General features: G+C 61.6%; 15 protein-coding genes. 11 read left to right on the forward strand and 4 right to left on the reverse strand.

The window, feature by feature from the left end; all coding sequences use genetic code 11:
* The first annotated feature begins 45 nt into the window (after positions 1 to 45).
* Genes AC72UB_RS03515 through AC72UB_RS03530 form a run of 4 tightly spaced genes read left to right on the forward strand, consistent with a single transcriptional unit; the run spans position 46 to position 3,152 of the window.
* Positions 46 to 828 (forward strand): ABC transporter ATP-binding protein, encoded by a 783-nt coding sequence (locus AC72UB_RS03515; RefSeq protein ID WP_505188539.1) that lies wholly within the window; start codon positions 46 to 48, stop codon positions 826 to 828.
* A 37-nt stretch (positions 829 to 865) separates the two neighbouring features.
* Positions 866 to 1,636 (forward strand): transporter substrate-binding domain-containing protein, encoded by a 771-nt coding sequence (locus AC72UB_RS03520; protein ID WP_463289415.1) that lies wholly within the window; start codon positions 866 to 868, stop codon positions 1,634 to 1,636.
* Between the two features lie 3 nt (positions 1,637 to 1,639).
* Positions 1,640 to 2,371: an ABC transporter permease gene (locus AC72UB_RS03525; protein WP_505188540.1), complete on the forward strand. Its 732-nt coding sequence runs from the start codon at positions 1,640 to 1,642 to the stop codon at positions 2,369 to 2,371.
* Between the two features lies 1 nt (position 2,372).
* Entirely contained in the window at positions 2,373 to 3,152 is a 780-nt protein-coding gene (locus tag AC72UB_RS03530) for an ABC transporter permease (RefSeq protein WP_505188541.1), read from the forward strand.
* A gap of 18 nt (positions 3,153 to 3,170) precedes the next feature.
* Here the strand turns inward: AC72UB_RS03530 and AC72UB_RS03535 are convergent, their stop codons facing one another.
* The 3 genes from AC72UB_RS03535 to AC72UB_RS03545 all read right to left on the reverse strand — a co-directional run bounded on the left by AC72UB_RS03535 (position 3,171) and on the right by AC72UB_RS03545 (position 7,098).
* The gene (locus AC72UB_RS03535; protein ID WP_505188542.1) at positions 3,171 to 3,929 is read right to left on the reverse strand and encodes a fumarylacetoacetate hydrolase family protein; all 759 of its coding nucleotides are present in this window, start codon (positions 3,927 to 3,929) and stop codon (positions 3,171 to 3,173) included.
* A gap of 78 nt (positions 3,930 to 4,007) precedes the next feature.
* Positions 4,008 to 6,230: an NADP-dependent isocitrate dehydrogenase gene (locus AC72UB_RS03540; RefSeq protein ID WP_505188543.1), complete on the reverse strand. Its 2,223-nt coding sequence runs from the start codon at positions 6,228 to 6,230 to the stop codon at positions 4,008 to 4,010.
* Positions 6,231 to 6,414: 184 nt separating this feature from the next.
* The gene (locus tag AC72UB_RS03545) at positions 6,415 to 7,098 is read right to left on the reverse strand and encodes a fumarylacetoacetate hydrolase family protein (protein ID WP_463289410.1); all 684 of its coding nucleotides are present in this window, start codon (positions 7,096 to 7,098) and stop codon (positions 6,415 to 6,417) included.
* Positions 7,099 to 7,276: 178 nt separating this feature from the next.
* On the opposite strand from AC72UB_RS03545, the gene AC72UB_RS03550 reads away from it, so the two are divergent.
* From AC72UB_RS03550 to AC72UB_RS03580, 7 genes are all read left to right on the forward strand, one after another.
* Positions 7,277 to 7,963, forward strand: coding sequence for a FadR/GntR family transcriptional regulator (locus tag AC72UB_RS03550; RefSeq protein ID WP_505188544.1), 687 nt, complete (start codon positions 7,277 to 7,279; stop codon positions 7,961 to 7,963).
* Between the two features lie 91 nt (positions 7,964 to 8,054).
* A complete protein-coding gene (locus tag AC72UB_RS03555; RefSeq protein ID WP_505188545.1) occupies positions 8,055 to 9,017 on the forward strand; it encodes an ABC transporter substrate-binding protein in 963 nt (320 codons plus the stop codon).
* Positions 9,018 to 9,121: 104 nt separating this feature from the next.
* Positions 9,122 to 9,883: an ABC transporter permease gene (locus AC72UB_RS03560; RefSeq protein ID WP_505188546.1), complete on the forward strand. Its 762-nt coding sequence runs from the start codon at positions 9,122 to 9,124 to the stop codon at positions 9,881 to 9,883.
* On the forward strand, positions 9,864 to 10,658 hold the full coding sequence (locus AC72UB_RS03565; RefSeq protein ID WP_505188547.1) for an ABC transporter ATP-binding protein: 795 nt from the start codon (positions 9,864 to 9,866) through the stop codon (positions 10,656 to 10,658). The genes AC72UB_RS03560 and AC72UB_RS03565 overlap by 20 nt, the downstream gene beginning before the upstream one ends.
* A gap of 7 nt (positions 10,659 to 10,665) precedes the next feature.
* A complete protein-coding gene (locus AC72UB_RS03570) occupies positions 10,666 to 11,418 on the forward strand; it encodes an ABC transporter permease (protein WP_463289405.1) in 753 nt (250 codons plus the stop codon).
* A gap of 48 nt (positions 11,419 to 11,466) precedes the next feature.
* Positions 11,467 to 12,999 (forward strand): acyl--CoA ligase, encoded by a 1,533-nt coding sequence (locus AC72UB_RS03575; RefSeq protein ID WP_505188548.1) that lies wholly within the window; start codon positions 11,467 to 11,469, stop codon positions 12,997 to 12,999.
* A 21-nt stretch (positions 13,000 to 13,020) separates the two neighbouring features.
* On the forward strand, positions 13,021 to 13,998 hold the full coding sequence (locus AC72UB_RS03580) for a 2-dehydropantoate 2-reductase (protein ID WP_505188549.1): 978 nt from the start codon (positions 13,021 to 13,023) through the stop codon (positions 13,996 to 13,998).
* 15 nt (positions 13,999 to 14,013) lie between these two features.
* On the opposite strand, the gene AC72UB_RS03585 is transcribed toward AC72UB_RS03580, so the two are convergent.
* Positions 14,014 to 14,433, reverse strand: a complete 420-nt coding sequence (locus tag AC72UB_RS03585; RefSeq protein WP_505188550.1) for a thermonuclease family protein — start codon at positions 14,431 to 14,433, stop codon at positions 14,014 to 14,016.
* Positions 14,434 to 14,645 lie beyond the last annotated feature (212 nt).

Genomic DNA, 14,645 nt, shown 5'->3' on the forward strand with positions numbered 1-14,645 from the left:
GCCGACTCCGTTCCCTATGGGTTGTGAGCCACGGCAAGGGGAAACATGCCGAAACTGGGGGAAGACGGTGCTTCGGCGCCGGTAGCGATTGCGGTGCGTGATCTGCGAAAAAGCTTTGGCACCCATGAGGTGCTGAAGGGCGTGTCTTTGACCGCGCACGAAGGCGATGTTGTCGCAATCATCGGTGGTTCGGGCTCGGGCAAGTCGACCATGTTGCGCTGCATCAATTTCCTCGAAACGCCGACGGCCGGGACCATCGAAATCGGCGGCGAGGCGGTGAAGATGCACGCCGACGGCCTGCCTTCGGATCGGCGGCAATTGGAACGTCTACGGCAATCGCTTGGCATGGTGTTCCAGGCCTTCAATCTTTGGACCCACAAGACCGTTCTGGAAAACCTGATCGAAGTCCCGGTCCATGTGATGAAAACCCCCCGTGCCGAGGCCGAAGCGCGCGCGCGCAAGCTTTTGGCGCGCGTTGGGCTGTCCGAAAAGGAAGGCGCGTTTCCGGCCTTTATGTCCGGCGGCCAGCAGCAACGCGCGGCGATTGCACGCGCCTTGTGCATGGAGCCGCGCGCCATGCTGTTTGATGAACCCACCTCTGCGCTTGACCCCGAACTTGTGGGCGAGGTGCTGCAGGTGATCCGCGCCTTGGCAGACGAGGGCCGCACTATGGTCCTCGTCACCCATGAGATGAAGTTTGCCCGTGAAGTGGCAAGTCATGTGATCTACCTGCACAACGGGGTGATCGAAGAAGAAGGCCCGCCAGACGAATTGTTTGGCGCGCCAAAGTCAGAGCGGCTGAAGCAGTTTTTGAAAACTGTCAGCTGAAACCATAACGAAACGTGACCCAACAATGAGGATACCCATGAACAAGTTCATCGCAGGCGCTCTTGCCACCTTTGCCCTCGCCGGTGCCGCAATGGCCGAACCCGTCAAGATCGGGATTGCCGCCGAAGCCTATCCGCCCTTCGCTTCGCCCGATGCTGCTGGCAATTGGGTTGGCTGGGAAGTCGAAATCATTGGCGCTGTCTGCAAGGCGGCCGAAATCGAATGCGCCATCACGCCGGTGGCGTGGGACGGCATCATTCCGTCGCTGACCTCGGGCCAGATCGATGTGATCATGGCGTCGATGTCGATCACCGAAGAGCGGATGCAGACCATCGACTTCTCGGACATGTATTACAACACCCCGACCGTGATCGTGGGCGCAACCGGCGCTGTTGCGACGCCTGACGCGGCTGGCCTGGCTGGCAAGATCATCGGTGTGCAGGCGGCTACGATCCACGAGGCCTATGTGAACGCCTATTTTGCCGAGACTGCCGCTGAGGTGAAGGTCTACCAGACCCAAGACGAGGCCAATCAGGATCTGGCAGCGGGCCGCATTGATGCGACCCAGGCTGACAGCATTGCCATGGACGCCTTCCTTGCTTCGGACGCGGGCAAGGCCTGCTGCGCCGTGGTCGGTGCGGTTGCCGATGATCCGGCAATCCTGGGCGCTGGCGTGGGCGCTGGCATCCGCAAGGGTGAGGATGATCTGAAGGCCAAGATCAACGCAGGGATCGCCAAGATCTTGGAAGATGGCACCTATGACACCATCACCAAGGGCTATTTCGCCTCGTCGATCTACGGCGGCTGATGGGTGCTCGGGGTGCTTGACGCCTCCACGCTGGATCTTCTGGCCTATTCGCCCCCCGGTTGGGGGGCGACACTTTTGCGCGGGCTGTGGAACTCGGTTCTGATTGCCACGGGGGCCTATGCTTTGGGCCTTTTGATCGGCACGGCTGGGGCCTATGGCAAGCTTTACGGCAGCCCCTTTGTCAAGGATTTGCTGTCGGTTTACACAACCGTCGTGCGCGCTGTGCCCGAGTTGGTGCTGATCTTGATCTTGTATTTCGCCGTCACCGATGCGGTGAACCAGATCATTCTGGCCTTTGGCGGGAACCGCATTGAGATTTCAGGCGTTGTTGCGGGCATTGCCGTTTTGGGCGTGGTGCAAGGTGCCTATGCAACCGAGGTTTTGCGCGGTGCCATTCTGGCGGTGCCGACCGGCCAGATTGAGGCGGCCAAGGCAATGGGCATGCCTGCGGGCCTTTTGGCGCGCCGCATCACCTTGCCCCTTATGCTGTCTTTCGCCATTCCCGGCCTTGCCAATCTGTGGCTGGTCGCCACCAAGGACACCGCGCTTTTGGCTGTGGTGGGCTTTGCCGAGCTGACCCAAGCCACCCGTCAAGCTGCAAGCACCACGAAGGCCTTTTTCACCTTCTATGCGGCGGCGGGGGTCCTGTATCTGATCCTGTCGATCGCCTCGACCATGATGTTTGCCCGCATCGAGAAATGGGCGCGGCGCGGGCAACGGCGGACGGAGGGCTGAGATGCTGGAAGAGCTTCTGATCCCCCGACGCATTGCGATGATGGCGATTGCCGCGATCCTTTTGGGCCTGTGCTTTGTCTACGGCCGCTGGGATTGGCTTTTGGTGCCGAAATATCAAAAGCTGATGCTGACGGGCTTTTGGAACACGCTGTCCCTGTTGGTGATCACCATGGTTTTGGGCATGGCGCTGGCCATTCCTTTGGGGTTGGCGCAGGCCGTTGGCCCTTGGTACCTTGCCCGCCCGGCGCAAGCCTTTTGCGGATTGGTGCGCGGCACCCCGCTCTTGTTGCAACTTTTCTTGCTGTATTACGGCGTGGGAAGCCTGTTCCCCAGTATTCCCGGCATCCGGGAAAGCATCTTTTGGCCGATCCTGCGCGATGCGTGGTACTTTGCGGTTCTGGGCCTGTCGCTTTCGGTGGCGGGTTATGAGGGCGAGGTGATGCGCGGCGCCTTCAAGGGCGTGCCGCATGGCCAGTTGGAAGCGGCAAAAGCGATGGGCATGCCGCGATTGACGCTGTTCCGCCGGATCTGGTTGCCGCAAGCCCTGCACCGGGTCTTGCCCACCTTGGGCGGTGAGACGGTGTTGCAGCTGAAGGCCACACCGCTTGTCGCGATGATCACGGTCACCGACATCTATGCGGTGTCCAGCCGGGTGCGGGCGGAAACACTGATTGTCTATGAGCCCTTGCTGATGCTGGCCTTGGTGTATCTGGCGATCACCGGGATGATCGTGGCCTTGTTCACATGGTTTGAACGCAGGCTTCCATCCCGCACGGCCTAGGTGCTCTCTTGATGCTGGTCAGGCCAGCGTCACCTCGGCGCTGCCGATACCGTCGATCTCAACGGCGACCACATCCCCTGCTTTCACCGGACGGACCCCGAGCGAAGTGCCGACCGCGATGACATCGCCGGGCATCAGCGTCATGTCTTGTGACAGGTGCTGCACGATCTCTGCCGGGGAAAAGATCATGTCCGAAGCGGGGTAAGACTGCCGCTCGCGCCCATTGACCAGCGTGCGGATCGTCAGGTCGCGCCAGTCAAGGCCGGTCGCGATGCTGGGGCCGATGACGCCAAAGCCGTCAAAGCCCTTGGCGCGGCTCCACTGGGCAAAGGCGGGGTCGGCGTTCAGAATGTCCAAGGATGTCAGATCATTGATGCAGGTGTAGCCATAGATCGCGGCTTCGGCCTCGGCCAAGCTTACGTTGCGGCAGGGGGTGCCGATCACCACGCCCAACTCGCCCTCAAAGATCACGCGGCCCGCTTGGGGGGGAAGGGTCACGGTGGCACCATGGCCGACGACCGAGCTGTCGGGTTTCAGGAACCACAGGGGTGCTGCGGGGATGGCCAGACCGTTCTTTTCGGCGGCGGCATGGTAGTTGTTCCACAGCCCAATAAACTTGCCGGGCTGACAGGGGGCCAAAAGGGTGGCGCCGTCCAACGCCTCCAGCGGCCCAGCTGGGGTGGTGCTGCCAAAGCCCGCCATCGGCTGCAGGCCGGTGTCGGTCAACATGCCGGACAGAGTGCGCCCATCTGCGGTTTGAATGCGGCCCCAAGCCATGTGTCGTCTCCTATCGTTGCGGGCCGTGCCGACAGGTTCCGGCCCTGACGCGCGGGGCATCAGGGCCGGAGGCTGTGATCAGGCCAGAATCTCGACGAGGGTTTTCGACGGCCGCATCACGGCGACGGTCTTGGCCTCATCGGTGTGGTAATAGCCGCCCAGATCCACTGGCTTGCCCTGACCTGCGGCCAGTTCGGCCAAGATCTTGGCTTCATTCGCGACCAGCGCCTTGGCGATGGGGGCGAAATGCGCGGCCAGTTCGGCGCTTTCGGTTTGCGCTGCCAAAGCCTGCGCCCAGTAAAGCGCAAAGTAGAAATGGCTGTCGCGGTTGTCGGTCTGGCCCACGCGGCCTTGCGGCGATTTGTCGTGATCCAAGACACCTTGGGTCGCGGCATCCACGGCCTTGCCCAAGACGCGGGCCTTTGCGTTGCCTTTGACATCGGCCAGGAATTTCAGGCTTTCGCCCAAGGCGCAGAACTCGCCCAAGGAATCCCAGCGCAGGTGGTTTTCTTCGACCAGCTGCTGCACGTGCTTGGGTGCCGAGCCGCCCGCACCGGTTTCAAAGAGGCCCCCGCCGTTCATCAGCTTCACGATCGACAGCATCTTGGCCGAGGTGCCAAGCTCCAAGATCGGGAAAAGGTCGGTCAGATAGTCGCGCAGCACGTTGCCGGTAACGGCGATGGAAGTTTCACCCTTGCGGATGGTTTCCAGCGACAGACGCGTCGCCTCGCGCGGGGCGAGGATCTGGAACTTGTGCGCAACCCCGGCAGCGGCAAGGATCGGGGTGACATACTTGATAAGCTCGGCGTCATGGGCGCGGGAAGCGTCCAGCCAGAAGATTGCCTGACAGCCCTCGGCCTTTTGACGGTCAATCGCCAGACGAACCCAATCTTCGATCGGTGCCTTGCGGGTGGAGGCGGCGCGCCAGATGTCGCCCTTCTCCACATTGTGCTGATGCAACACATCGCCATTCGCCGCGATCATCCGCACAACGCCGTCGGCGGCGATTTCAAAGGTGGTGGGGTGCGAGCCGTACTCTTCGGCCTTTTGCGCCATCAGGCCGATGTTCTGCACCGTTCCGGCAGTGGCAGGATTCAGCGCGCCTGTCTTTTTGAAGTACGCGATCGTCTCGTCATAGACGGCTGCGTAAGAGCTGTCGGGGATGACGCAATTGGTGTCAGCGGCCTTGCCATCCGGGCCCCAGCCCTTACCGCCAGCCCGAATGAGCGCGGGAATCGAAGCGTCGACGATCACATCCGAGGGCACGTGCAGGTTGCTGATGCCCTTCTCGGAATTGACCATATACAATGGCGCGCGGTCGGCGATGGTGGCGGCGATGTCCGCCTCAACCGCAGCGTGGTTCGGCATGGCGGCCACGCGTTCCATCATGGCACCAAGGCCCGAGTTCGCATCAACGCCGGCTGCCGCCAGTGCGGCACCGTGCTTTTCAAACACGGGGGCCAAGAACACCTTGACCGCATGGCCGAAGATGATCGGGTCCGAGACCTTCATCATCGTGGCCTTCAGGTGGATCGAGAACAAAACGCCCTTGGCCTTGGAGGCGGCGACCTGCTCGGTCAGAAACGCCTGCAGCGCCTTGGCCGACATGAAGGTGCAATCCACCACGGTGCCCGCGGGGTATTTGATCCCGTCTTTCAGCACGGTGACCGTGCCATCCTTGGCCACATGTTCGATGCGCGCCGCACCGGCCTGTGCATCGGAGAGCGTGAGCGAGGTTTCATTCGAGCGGAAATCACCCGCTGACATGGTGGAGACATGGGTTTTGCTGTCAGCCGACCACGTGCCCATCGAATGGGGGTTGGCCATCGCATAGTTCTTCACCGCCACAGCGGCGCGGCGGTCCGAGTTGCCTTCGCGCAGAACCGGGTTCACTGCCGAGCCCTTGACGGCATCATAGCGGCGGCGGTTTTCCTTTTCGGCGTCGGTCGCCGGGTTTTCGGGGTAGTCGGGCAGGTTATAGCCCTGCGACTGCAATTCCTTGACGGCAGCAATCAGCTGCGGGGCCGAGGCCGAGATATTGGGCAGTTTGATGACGTTGGCATGCGGGGTGGTCACCAGCGCGCCCAGTTCGGCCAGATCGTCCGACTGGCGCAGGTTTTCCGGCAGGCGGTCGGAAAAAGCGGCGATGATCCGTCCCGCGAGTGAGATGTCGCGCGTCCCGATGGAAACCCCGGCTGCCGCAGCAAAGGTGCGGATGATTGGCAAAAGCGAAGCCGAAGCCAGCTGCGGAGCTTCGTCAACCTTGGTGACGATGATATCAGGTTGGGTCGGGTTGGTCATGGTCAGGCCTTTGTCCAAAGAGCGATTGTCAGGGCGGATTCGCCGCCTTTTGCCGCATTGCGGCGTGAAAGAACAGCGCTACCCTAAAGCGATTGGCCGCCGACCGAAAGCGACAGTATGACTTTCGCGTGCGACATTGCGGCGCGAAGGGGCTGCGCCGCAATGTCTGAGAACTGAACGGCGCTTAAACGACCTTGACCACAAGGTTGCCCAAGCCCTCAATCGAGGCTTCCATCACGTCGCCGCGCACCACGGCCCCCACGCCCGACGGCGTGCCGGACATGATGACGTCCCCGGCCTGAAGTTCAAAGTACTCGGACAGATAGGAGATCATTTCCGGCACTTTCCAGATCATCTGGTTCATGTCGCCCTCTTGCTTGAGCGCGCCATTGACCTTCAGCTCGATCCGGCCGTGATCCTGATGGCCAACCTTTTCGACCGAATGCAGCGGGCCCACCGGGCCGGAACGTTCAAATGCCTTGCCAATTTCCCACGGACGGCCTTGCTTTTTGGCTTCGCCCTGCAGGTCGCGGCGGGTCATGTCGAGCGAGACAGCATAGCCCCAGACATGGTTCAGTGCCTGATCCAGCGGAATGTTGGAGCCGCCGGATTTCAGCGCAACGACCAGTTCCACCTCGTGATGCACATCAGAGCTGTGGGGCGGATAGGGGAACTCACCGGTCGAATCGAGGTTGTTGGGGTTCTTTTGGAAGAAGAACGGCGCCTCACGGTCCGGGTCATGCCCCATCTCGATTGCGTGGGCCGCATAGTTGCGACCGATGCAATAGACGCGGCGCACAGGAAATGCACCGCCGCCACTGACCGGAATCGAGGGCGTTGTCGGAGCGGGAATCACGAAGTCAGGCATGTCTTACCTCTTGCAGGACGGGGTGGAGCGGACCCTATCGCAGCGATTGGTCCAAATCAATCCTGATCCTGTCGCATTTTCGCGCATTTTTCAGACCAATTTCTGATTGATTGGGGCAATCATAGGGTGTATCCATGTAAATCTGTGAAAATTGGTTGACCAATGTAAGGAATGGTTGATGTCACACCAGGCATCTCAAGATCTTGATCCGGTGGCGCGGCTGCGGTCGTTCATCGTGGAGGGAGGTCATCCGCGCGGCGGCCGTTTGCCGCCCGAACGGCATTTGACCGAAGAACTTGGCATGACTCGCACCACCCTGCGCAAGGCGCTCGATTCGCTGGAGCGCGATGGTCTGATCTGGCGCCATGTCGGCAAGGGCACCTTCATCTCGGATGACGCTGCGCCCAATGCCCCCAGCACTGCGATGTCGGAGCTTGGCCGTCAACTCACACCGTTTCGGATGATGCGTGCCCGTTTGGCGATTGAGCCTGCGATTGCGCGTGAGGCGGCGGTCAATGCCTCGGGTGAAGCATTGCAGCGTATGCAGCGCGCGATTGACCGCGCCAAGGCGGCCACCACGTGGAATGAATACGAAACCCAAGACGATCTTTTCCACCGGGCCGTGGCGGAAGCCAGCGACAATCTGCTGCTGCTGACGCTGTTCGACCAGCTGAACGACGTGCGCCGGGCTGTCGCTTGGGGCAGCGTGACGCGCGAAACGGTGCAGCCCTCGGCCAACCATTCCAGCTTTGCCGAGCATGACGAGATTGCCGCTGCAATCGCCAACCGCGACGCTGGCGCCGCCTATGAGGCGATGCGTCGGCATCTGGGGTCGGTCGCCAAGCGGCTTTTTGGCGAGGTTTGACGACGAGACAGACGAAACCGCCGGGGACCGGACACCACGAAGCCTGCCCCGGTAAAACTAGAAGTAACAAGATTTCTCAGGGAGGAGAATCATGAAGACCTTCTTTGCTAAGCTCGCCAGTGTCGCCCTTGCGACCTCTGTGCTTGTGTCGGCCGCGCAGGCCGAAACCATCCGCATCGCGTTGGCTGAGCCGCCGTCGGATGAAATGGCCGCTTTCTTCGTGGCGCTAGATCGCGCCAAGGCGAACGGGGTGGACTATGAATGGACCGCCTTCGCCGAAGAAGAACTGGCCATTCAGGCTGTTCTGAGCGGCGATATGGATATCGCCTTTGGTACGCCCTATGCCGCCATGCAGCGGTCCAAGGCTCCGGTTCGGATCATCTTCCAGCTGTCGCGTCTGGTGTTCTTCCCGGTGACCACGAAAGAGTTCAGCACTTTGAAGGACCTTGATGGTCAGCCGATCATGCTGCACTCGCGTGGCGGCGGCACCGATGCGATCGCCAACGTGATTGAAGACCGCGAAGGCATCACCTTTGGTGAGCGCTCCTATGTGCCGGGCTCGGGCAACCGCGTGGCGGCCATGCTGGCCGGTCAGGCGAACGCGACGATCCTTGACCTGTCGAACCGCAACAAGATCATCGCCGAAGCAGGCGACAAGTTCAACTCGCTGCCGATGTTCGAAGTGCTGGCCAGCGACGAGGCTCTGTTTGCCAACCTCGACTGGATCAAAGAAAACGAAGCGGCTGTGAACACGCTGGTCGCGGCGCTGCACAGCACCTGGGCGGACATGGCGAAAGACCCGACCATCATCTCCAAGCAGACCGACCCGAATGGCCCGATTGGCCAGCTTCCGGCCGAAGTTCTGGCCGAGCTGGACGGGTTCTACACCGAAGCGGTTGCGGGCGGCCTTTATGACCCGAACGGCGGCGGTCGTGAAGCCGCAGCTGCCGACATGGAATGGTATTCGGAAGCGGGCCAGCTGGATGGCGACCCGTCGACGCTGAACGCCGATGATTTCTGGTACTTCGCTCCGCTTGACGCGGCGATGCAGTAATCCTGACCTGATACCGCTGCCGGCGCAGTCTGCGCCGGCAGCATTTTCCCCCGCATTCAGGCCCCCTTGTTCGGGCCGCAGCATTCAGACGGAACCGAAACCTGATGAAGCACCGTCCCCTTCTTCTGAAACTCTTGTCCGCCGCGCTGGTCTTTGGCGCGTGGGAAATCGCTGGCCGGGTGCCGATCAGCTATTCCTTCCCGACCTTTCTGGAATCCATGAGCGCCTTGCTCGCCATGGCTTTGGATGGAACCTTGTTCGTCGCCTATGGCGAAACCCTGCGGCCTTTGGTGGTTGGGGTGACGATTTCGGCTGTGTTCGGCATTGGCATGGGCCTGTGGATCGGCCTGAGCCGGGGCTTTGAATGGCTGTTCTCGCCCATCTTCATCGTGGCTCAAGCCGCGCCCTTGGCAGCGCTGATCCCCATTCTTGTGATGGTCTACGGCATTGGCCTGACCTCCAAGGTCTTTGTGGTGTGCATCATGGCCATGCCCGTGATCGTTCTCAACACCGCCTCGGCCGTGCGCAACACGCCCGGATCTTTGAAGGAAATGGCGACCTCCTTCTTGGCGCGTGACCGGGATGTGCTGTTGAAAATCATCCTGCCCGCCGCCTCACCGATGATCTTTTCGGGCCTGCGCCTTGGGGTGTCGGCGGGCTTTATCGGCGCCATTCTGTCGGAGCTGAAAATCACCCCGACAGGTGTGGGCGACATCATCACCTACAGCCGGTCGATTGCAGATTATCCCAGCATGTATGCGGCGATTTTCTCGATCATCCTGCTGGCGGTCTTTTTTCTGAACCTGCTGGAAAAGCTGGAAAACATACTCTTCGAAGGGAACAACCGTGGCTACGCCTCAGATTAAGCCTGATACCCGCTCCACCACTGACAGCGCCGTCTCTGTGCGGAATGTGTCGAAGGTCTATGGCGACGTGCAAGCGCTGAAAGACCTGTCGCTTGAGTTCCCGCGTGGCGAATTGACCTCGCTTTTGGGGCCGTCGGGCTGTGGCAAGACAACGCTTCTGAAAATTATCGCGGGGCTGTTGCCTGCCACGTCGGGCGAGATTGAGGTGAACGGGGCGACTGTCACAGGCCCCGGCCCGGATCGGTCCTTCGTGTTTCAGGACTTTGCGCTGTTGCCTTGGGCCAGTGTGATCCGCAACGTGGCCTTCGGGCTGGAGCTGCGCGGTGTCGCCAAATCTGAGCGTGAGGCGATTGCCGAGAAATACATCCGCGAGGTGGGTCTCTCCGGGTTTGAACAGAAGTTCCCGCATCAGCTTTCGGGCGGCATGCGCCAGCGTGTCGGCCTTGCGCGGGCGCTGTCGGTGAATGCCGAAGTCTTGCTGCTGGACGAGCCCTTCTCGGCGGTGGACGAACAAACCCGCCGCAAGTTCCAAGAGGACCTGTTGGAACTGGTCAAGAACGAGAAGAAAACCTTCATCTTCGTGACCCATTCCATCGAAGAGGCGGTCTATGTCTCGGACCAAATCGCCATTCTCTTGCCGCGGCCAAGCCGGGTGTCTGAGATCATTCGTCCGTCAAGTTTCCGCGACAAAAGCGTGGACAACATTCGCCGGGATCCTGAATACCTCGACATCGTGGACCGGATCTGGGCCTCGTTGCGCAGCTATGTGGAGTAACTGAGCGATGCATGTCCTTGGTTACAAGCTTCCTGCCCTGTCCTCACTGATCCTGTGGGCGCTGTTGTGGGAGGTGATTGGGCAGCTTGAGCTGACCTTCTTCGTCCCGCCGATCTCAGAGGTCTTCGTGACGCTGTTTGCTCTTTTGCCGACGCCCGCGTTCCTGAATGCGTTGGGGGTGACAGCGTATACCTTTGTGGCCGGCGTGTTTTTCGCCATCGTGATCGGTATTCCGGTTGGGATCCTGATGGGCAAGAACCGGGTTCTGGACGAATTGCTGCTGCCTTGGGTGAATATTTTTATCTCGGCCCCGCTGACGGCGCTGGTGCCGGTGCTGATGGTGCTGTTCGGCTTTGGTGCGCGCACGGTGATCATCACCACCACCCTTTTCGCGATCTGGATCATCATCTTGAACGCGCGGGCGGGGGTGCGGCAGATCAACCGCTCACTGATCGAGATGGCGCGCAGTTTCGGCGCCAGCCCTATGGATGCCTTTGTGAAGGTCTACTTCTGGGCCGCCTTGCCGGAAATTCTGGGCGGGGTGCGGATTGGCGTTATTCGTGCGGTCAAAGGGGTGATCATCGGTCAGCTGCTGATTTCCATCGTCGGCTTTGGTGCCTTGTTCGAGCTTTACGCCAGCAAGTTCCTGATGGCGGAATTCTGGGCGATTTTGATCGTGCTCTTCGGGCTGGCCTTTGCCTTGTCGGAGTTCCTGGCCTATCTCGAACGCAAAGTATCCTACTATGCAGCGGCGCGCTAACGTCGCTGTATAGACATCGCCGCAGGACTGACAGAAAAGAGATTGATGATGGTAGCAACGCTTGCGGCCTTGTTGGCCGATAAGGATGGGGCATCAAAAGCGCTGGGCGCTCCGGGCCGTGAATGGATGACCTTTGGCGATTTGCGCGCGCTGGCTGCTGAAGTTACGGCCTCCTTGCGCGGCTTTGGCATCGGGGCGGCGGACCGGGTGGCCATTGTCCTGCCCAATGGGCCCGAGATGGCGGCGGCTTTTGTGACCATGGCCCAAGGGGCGGTGACAGCACCCCTGAACCCCGCCTATCAGCGCGAGGAATACAGCTTTTATCTCGACGACCTCAACGCCAAGGCGCTGGTGGTGTTGGAAGGTTATGAAGGCCCCGCCTTGGCGGCGGCAGAGCCTTTGGGCCTGTCGATCTTGCGCCTGCATCCGGTAGCCGGTGGCCCCGCGGGGCAGTTCCGCCTGACCGGCACCCCAGCCAAACAGCCCGCTCCGGCTGGCCTGCCCGATCCGGACGCGACGGCGCTGATCCTGCACACCTCGGGCACCACATCGCGGCCCAAGATCGTGCCCTTGCTGCAGTCGAACCTTGTGGCATCCGCCCACAACATTGGCACCTCGCTGGCGCTGACGTCTGCGGATCGCTGCCTGAACGTGATGCCCTTGTTCCACATTCACGGGCTGATTGCCGCCGTCACCGCGTCATTGGCCGCGGGCGCCTCGGTCTGGTGCGCGCCGGGGTTTGATGCGCTGAAGTTCTTTGGCTGGATGGGTGAGGCAAAGCCCACCTGGTACACCGCGGTGCCGACCATGCATCAGGCGATCTTGTCGCGCGCCGGGCGCAATGCCGATGTGATTGCCGCCCAGCCGTTGCGGTTCCTGCGCTCGTCCTCGGCGTCCTTGCCGGCGCAAGTGATGCTGGAGTTGCAAGCCACCTTCAAAGCCCCGGTGATCGAGGCTTATGGCATGACCGAGGCCACCCATCAGATGGCCTGCAACCCCCTGCCGCCGCGTGCGCAAAAGCCCGGATCGGTCGGCGTGGCCGCAGGCCCCTTGCTGCGCATCGCGCATGAGGTGGAAAACCGCCTGATCGAAGGCACGGGCGAGGTGGTGATTTCGGGGCCCAACGTCACGCCGGGCTATGAAAGCAACCCCGACGCCAATGCCAAGAACTTCTTTGAGGTCGACGGTCGGCGTTGGTTCCGCACCGGCGATCAGGGGGCGCTGGATGATGAGGGCTATCTGTCGCTGACCGGGCGGCTGAAAGAGATCATCAACCGGGGCGGCGAAAAGATCAGCCCTCTGGAGGTGGATGGCGTGCTCTTGGATCATCCGGCGGTGCAGCAGGTGGTGGCCTTTGCCATGCCGCATCCGAAGCTGGGCGAAGAAGTGGCCGCTGCCGTGGTCTTGCGCGAAGGCCAGACGGCGACCGAACGCGAGATCCGCGATTTTGCCGCCAGCCGGATGGCCGATTTCAAAGTGCCGCGCCGGGTGATCATTCTCGAGGAAATCCCCAAAGGGGCGACTGGCAAGTTGCAGCGCATCGGATTGGCTGAAAAGCTGGGTCTGGGCCAACCGGCCTAAGTCGGCAACAAGGGGCAGCATATGAAAATCTGCATTTTCGGCGCGGGTGCGATTGGCGGCTATATGGCTGTCAAGCTGGTGCAGGCGGGTGTCGATGTCAGCATTGTCGCGCGCGGGCCGCATCTGGCCGCGATCCAGTCGCGCGGGCTGACGCTGATTGAGGAAGGCGCCGATCCGGTCACGGTGCCAGTCCGCGCCAGCGCCAATGCCGCCGATCTGGGCGTGCAGGATTATGTGATCGTCACGCTGAAAGCCCATTCGGTCCCGCCCGTGGTGGGCGCGATGCAGCCGTTGATCGGGCCGGACACCACCATCGTCAGCGGTGTGAACGGCGTGCCGTGGTGGTATTTCCACAAGATCGGCGGGCCACTAGAGGGCACGCGCCTGCGCAGCGTTGACCCCGGCGATGTGCAATGGAATGGCTTTGGCCCCGACCGGGTTTTGGGCTGCGTGGTCTATCCCGCCGCCGAGGTGAGCGAGCCGGGTGTGATCCGCCACATCGAGGGCAACCGCTTTTCCTTGGGCGAGCCGGACGGGTCGAAGTCCGACCGTGCCAACGCTCTGTCACAGGTCTTGCAATCGGCGGGCCTGAAAGCCCCGGTGCGCCCGCGTCTGCGCGACGAGTTGTGGGTCAAGCTCTGGGGCAACCTGTCGTTCAACCCGATCTCGGCGCTGACCCATGCGACCTTGGATGTCTTGTGCACCGATCCCGGTACGCGCGATGTGGCGCGGCGCATGATGATTGAGGCGCAGGCGGTGGCCGAAAAGCTGGGCGTGAGCTTCCCGATCGACGTCGATCGCCGCATCGAAGGCGGGGCGGCGGTGGGGGCGCATCGCACCTCCATGCTGCAGGATCTGGATGCCGGGCGGCCGATGGAGATTGATGCCCTTGTCGCTTCGGTACAGGAGCTGGGCCGCATCACCGAAACCCCGACGCCGACGATTGACACCGTGCTGGCGCTGGTGACGCTGCGGGGGCGTGTGGCAGGGCTTTACTAGGGCGTCCTGCGGGGCTTAGCAGGTGCCGTAAAAGCCGCGCGAATAGCGGCAGTATTCCCGCGCCACGCCTGCCGCGATCATCGCCGCGGCAATGTCCTGACCGTTTTCCAAGAAACACTGGCCCACCACGCGCCGATAGCGGTCGATGTCGCGCTCAACGCAGGTTAGGGTCTTGCCATCAATCAGATCGCGCATCGCATTGGTCGCGGCCGTCCCGCCGCGTTGCTTGCGTTCGGGGGCGTCCAAGCCCCAGACCCGCACGGCGACATCCAGCCCTGACAAGCGAAAGGTGTCACCATCGGTCACCCGCATCACAACGCCCGAGATCACCTGACCTTGCGCGGTGACGGGGGACGCTGACAGCGAAAAGGCGCAGCCGAGCGCCATGAGAAATCGCAAGATTGCGGGCTGGATCAGGGGTTTATAACGGGACATGGACACCTCTGGTCCAAGCCTAGCCGTGCCTTGGGCTGTGTTGAAATTATCGATGGAGAAAGGGGCGGCATCGAAAGGATACGGGCAATAGGGACTGGATCGTAAACTTTAGGCGGTTGCGCCCTGAAAGCCCGGAATCAAGGCGCGAATGCGCCGCCGGGCCGCGCCCGACCTCCCCCCGGGAGGGCGCGTTTGCGACGGTTGCCAGCAGA

The organism is Allotabrizicola aquatica (SeqCode), from assembly GCF_965194375.1.
GTDB classification, from domain to species: domain Bacteria; phylum Pseudomonadota; class Alphaproteobacteria; order Rhodobacterales; family Rhodobacteraceae; genus Tabrizicola_A; species Tabrizicola_A aquatica.

What these genes read in the sequence shown, in the direction of transcription:
- AC72UB_RS03515 (WP_505188539.1), top strand. Translation starts at nt 46, where the DNA reads ATGCCGAAACTGGGGGAAGACGGTGCTTCGGCGCCGGTAGCGATTGCG.
- AC72UB_RS03570 (WP_463289405.1), top strand. Translation starts at nt 10,666, where the DNA reads ATGCATGTCCTTGGTTACAAGCTTCCTGCCCTGTCCTCACTGATCCTG.
- AC72UB_RS03535 (WP_505188542.1), bottom strand. Translation starts at nt 3,929, where the DNA reads ATGGCTTGGGGCCGCATTCAAACCGCAGATGGGCGCACTCTGTCCGGC.
- AC72UB_RS03580 (WP_505188549.1), top strand. Translation starts at nt 13,021, where the DNA reads ATGAAAATCTGCATTTTCGGCGCGGGTGCGATTGGCGGCTATATGGCT.
- AC72UB_RS03575 (WP_505188548.1), top strand. Translation starts at nt 11,467, where the DNA reads ATGGTAGCAACGCTTGCGGCCTTGTTGGCCGATAAGGATGGGGCATCA.
- AC72UB_RS03530 (WP_505188541.1), top strand. Translation starts at nt 2,373, where the DNA reads ATGCTGGAAGAGCTTCTGATCCCCCGACGCATTGCGATGATGGCGATT.
- AC72UB_RS03550 (WP_505188544.1), top strand. Translation starts at nt 7,277, where the DNA reads ATGTCACACCAGGCATCTCAAGATCTTGATCCGGTGGCGCGGCTGCGG.
- AC72UB_RS03555 (WP_505188545.1), top strand. Translation starts at nt 8,055, where the DNA reads ATGAAGACCTTCTTTGCTAAGCTCGCCAGTGTCGCCCTTGCGACCTCT.
- AC72UB_RS03520 (WP_463289415.1), top strand. Translation starts at nt 866, where the DNA reads ATGAACAAGTTCATCGCAGGCGCTCTTGCCACCTTTGCCCTCGCCGGT.
- AC72UB_RS03540 (WP_505188543.1), bottom strand. Translation starts at nt 6,230, where the DNA reads ATGACCAACCCGACCCAACCTGATATCATCGTCACCAAGGTTGACGAA.
- AC72UB_RS03560 (WP_505188546.1), top strand. Translation starts at nt 9,122, where the DNA reads ATGAAGCACCGTCCCCTTCTTCTGAAACTCTTGTCCGCCGCGCTGGTC.
- AC72UB_RS03585 (WP_505188550.1), bottom strand. Translation starts at nt 14,433, where the DNA reads ATGTCCCGTTATAAACCCCTGATCCAGCCCGCAATCTTGCGATTTCTC.
- AC72UB_RS03545 (WP_463289410.1), bottom strand. Translation starts at nt 7,098, where the DNA reads ATGCCTGACTTCGTGATTCCCGCTCCGACAACGCCCTCGATTCCGGTC.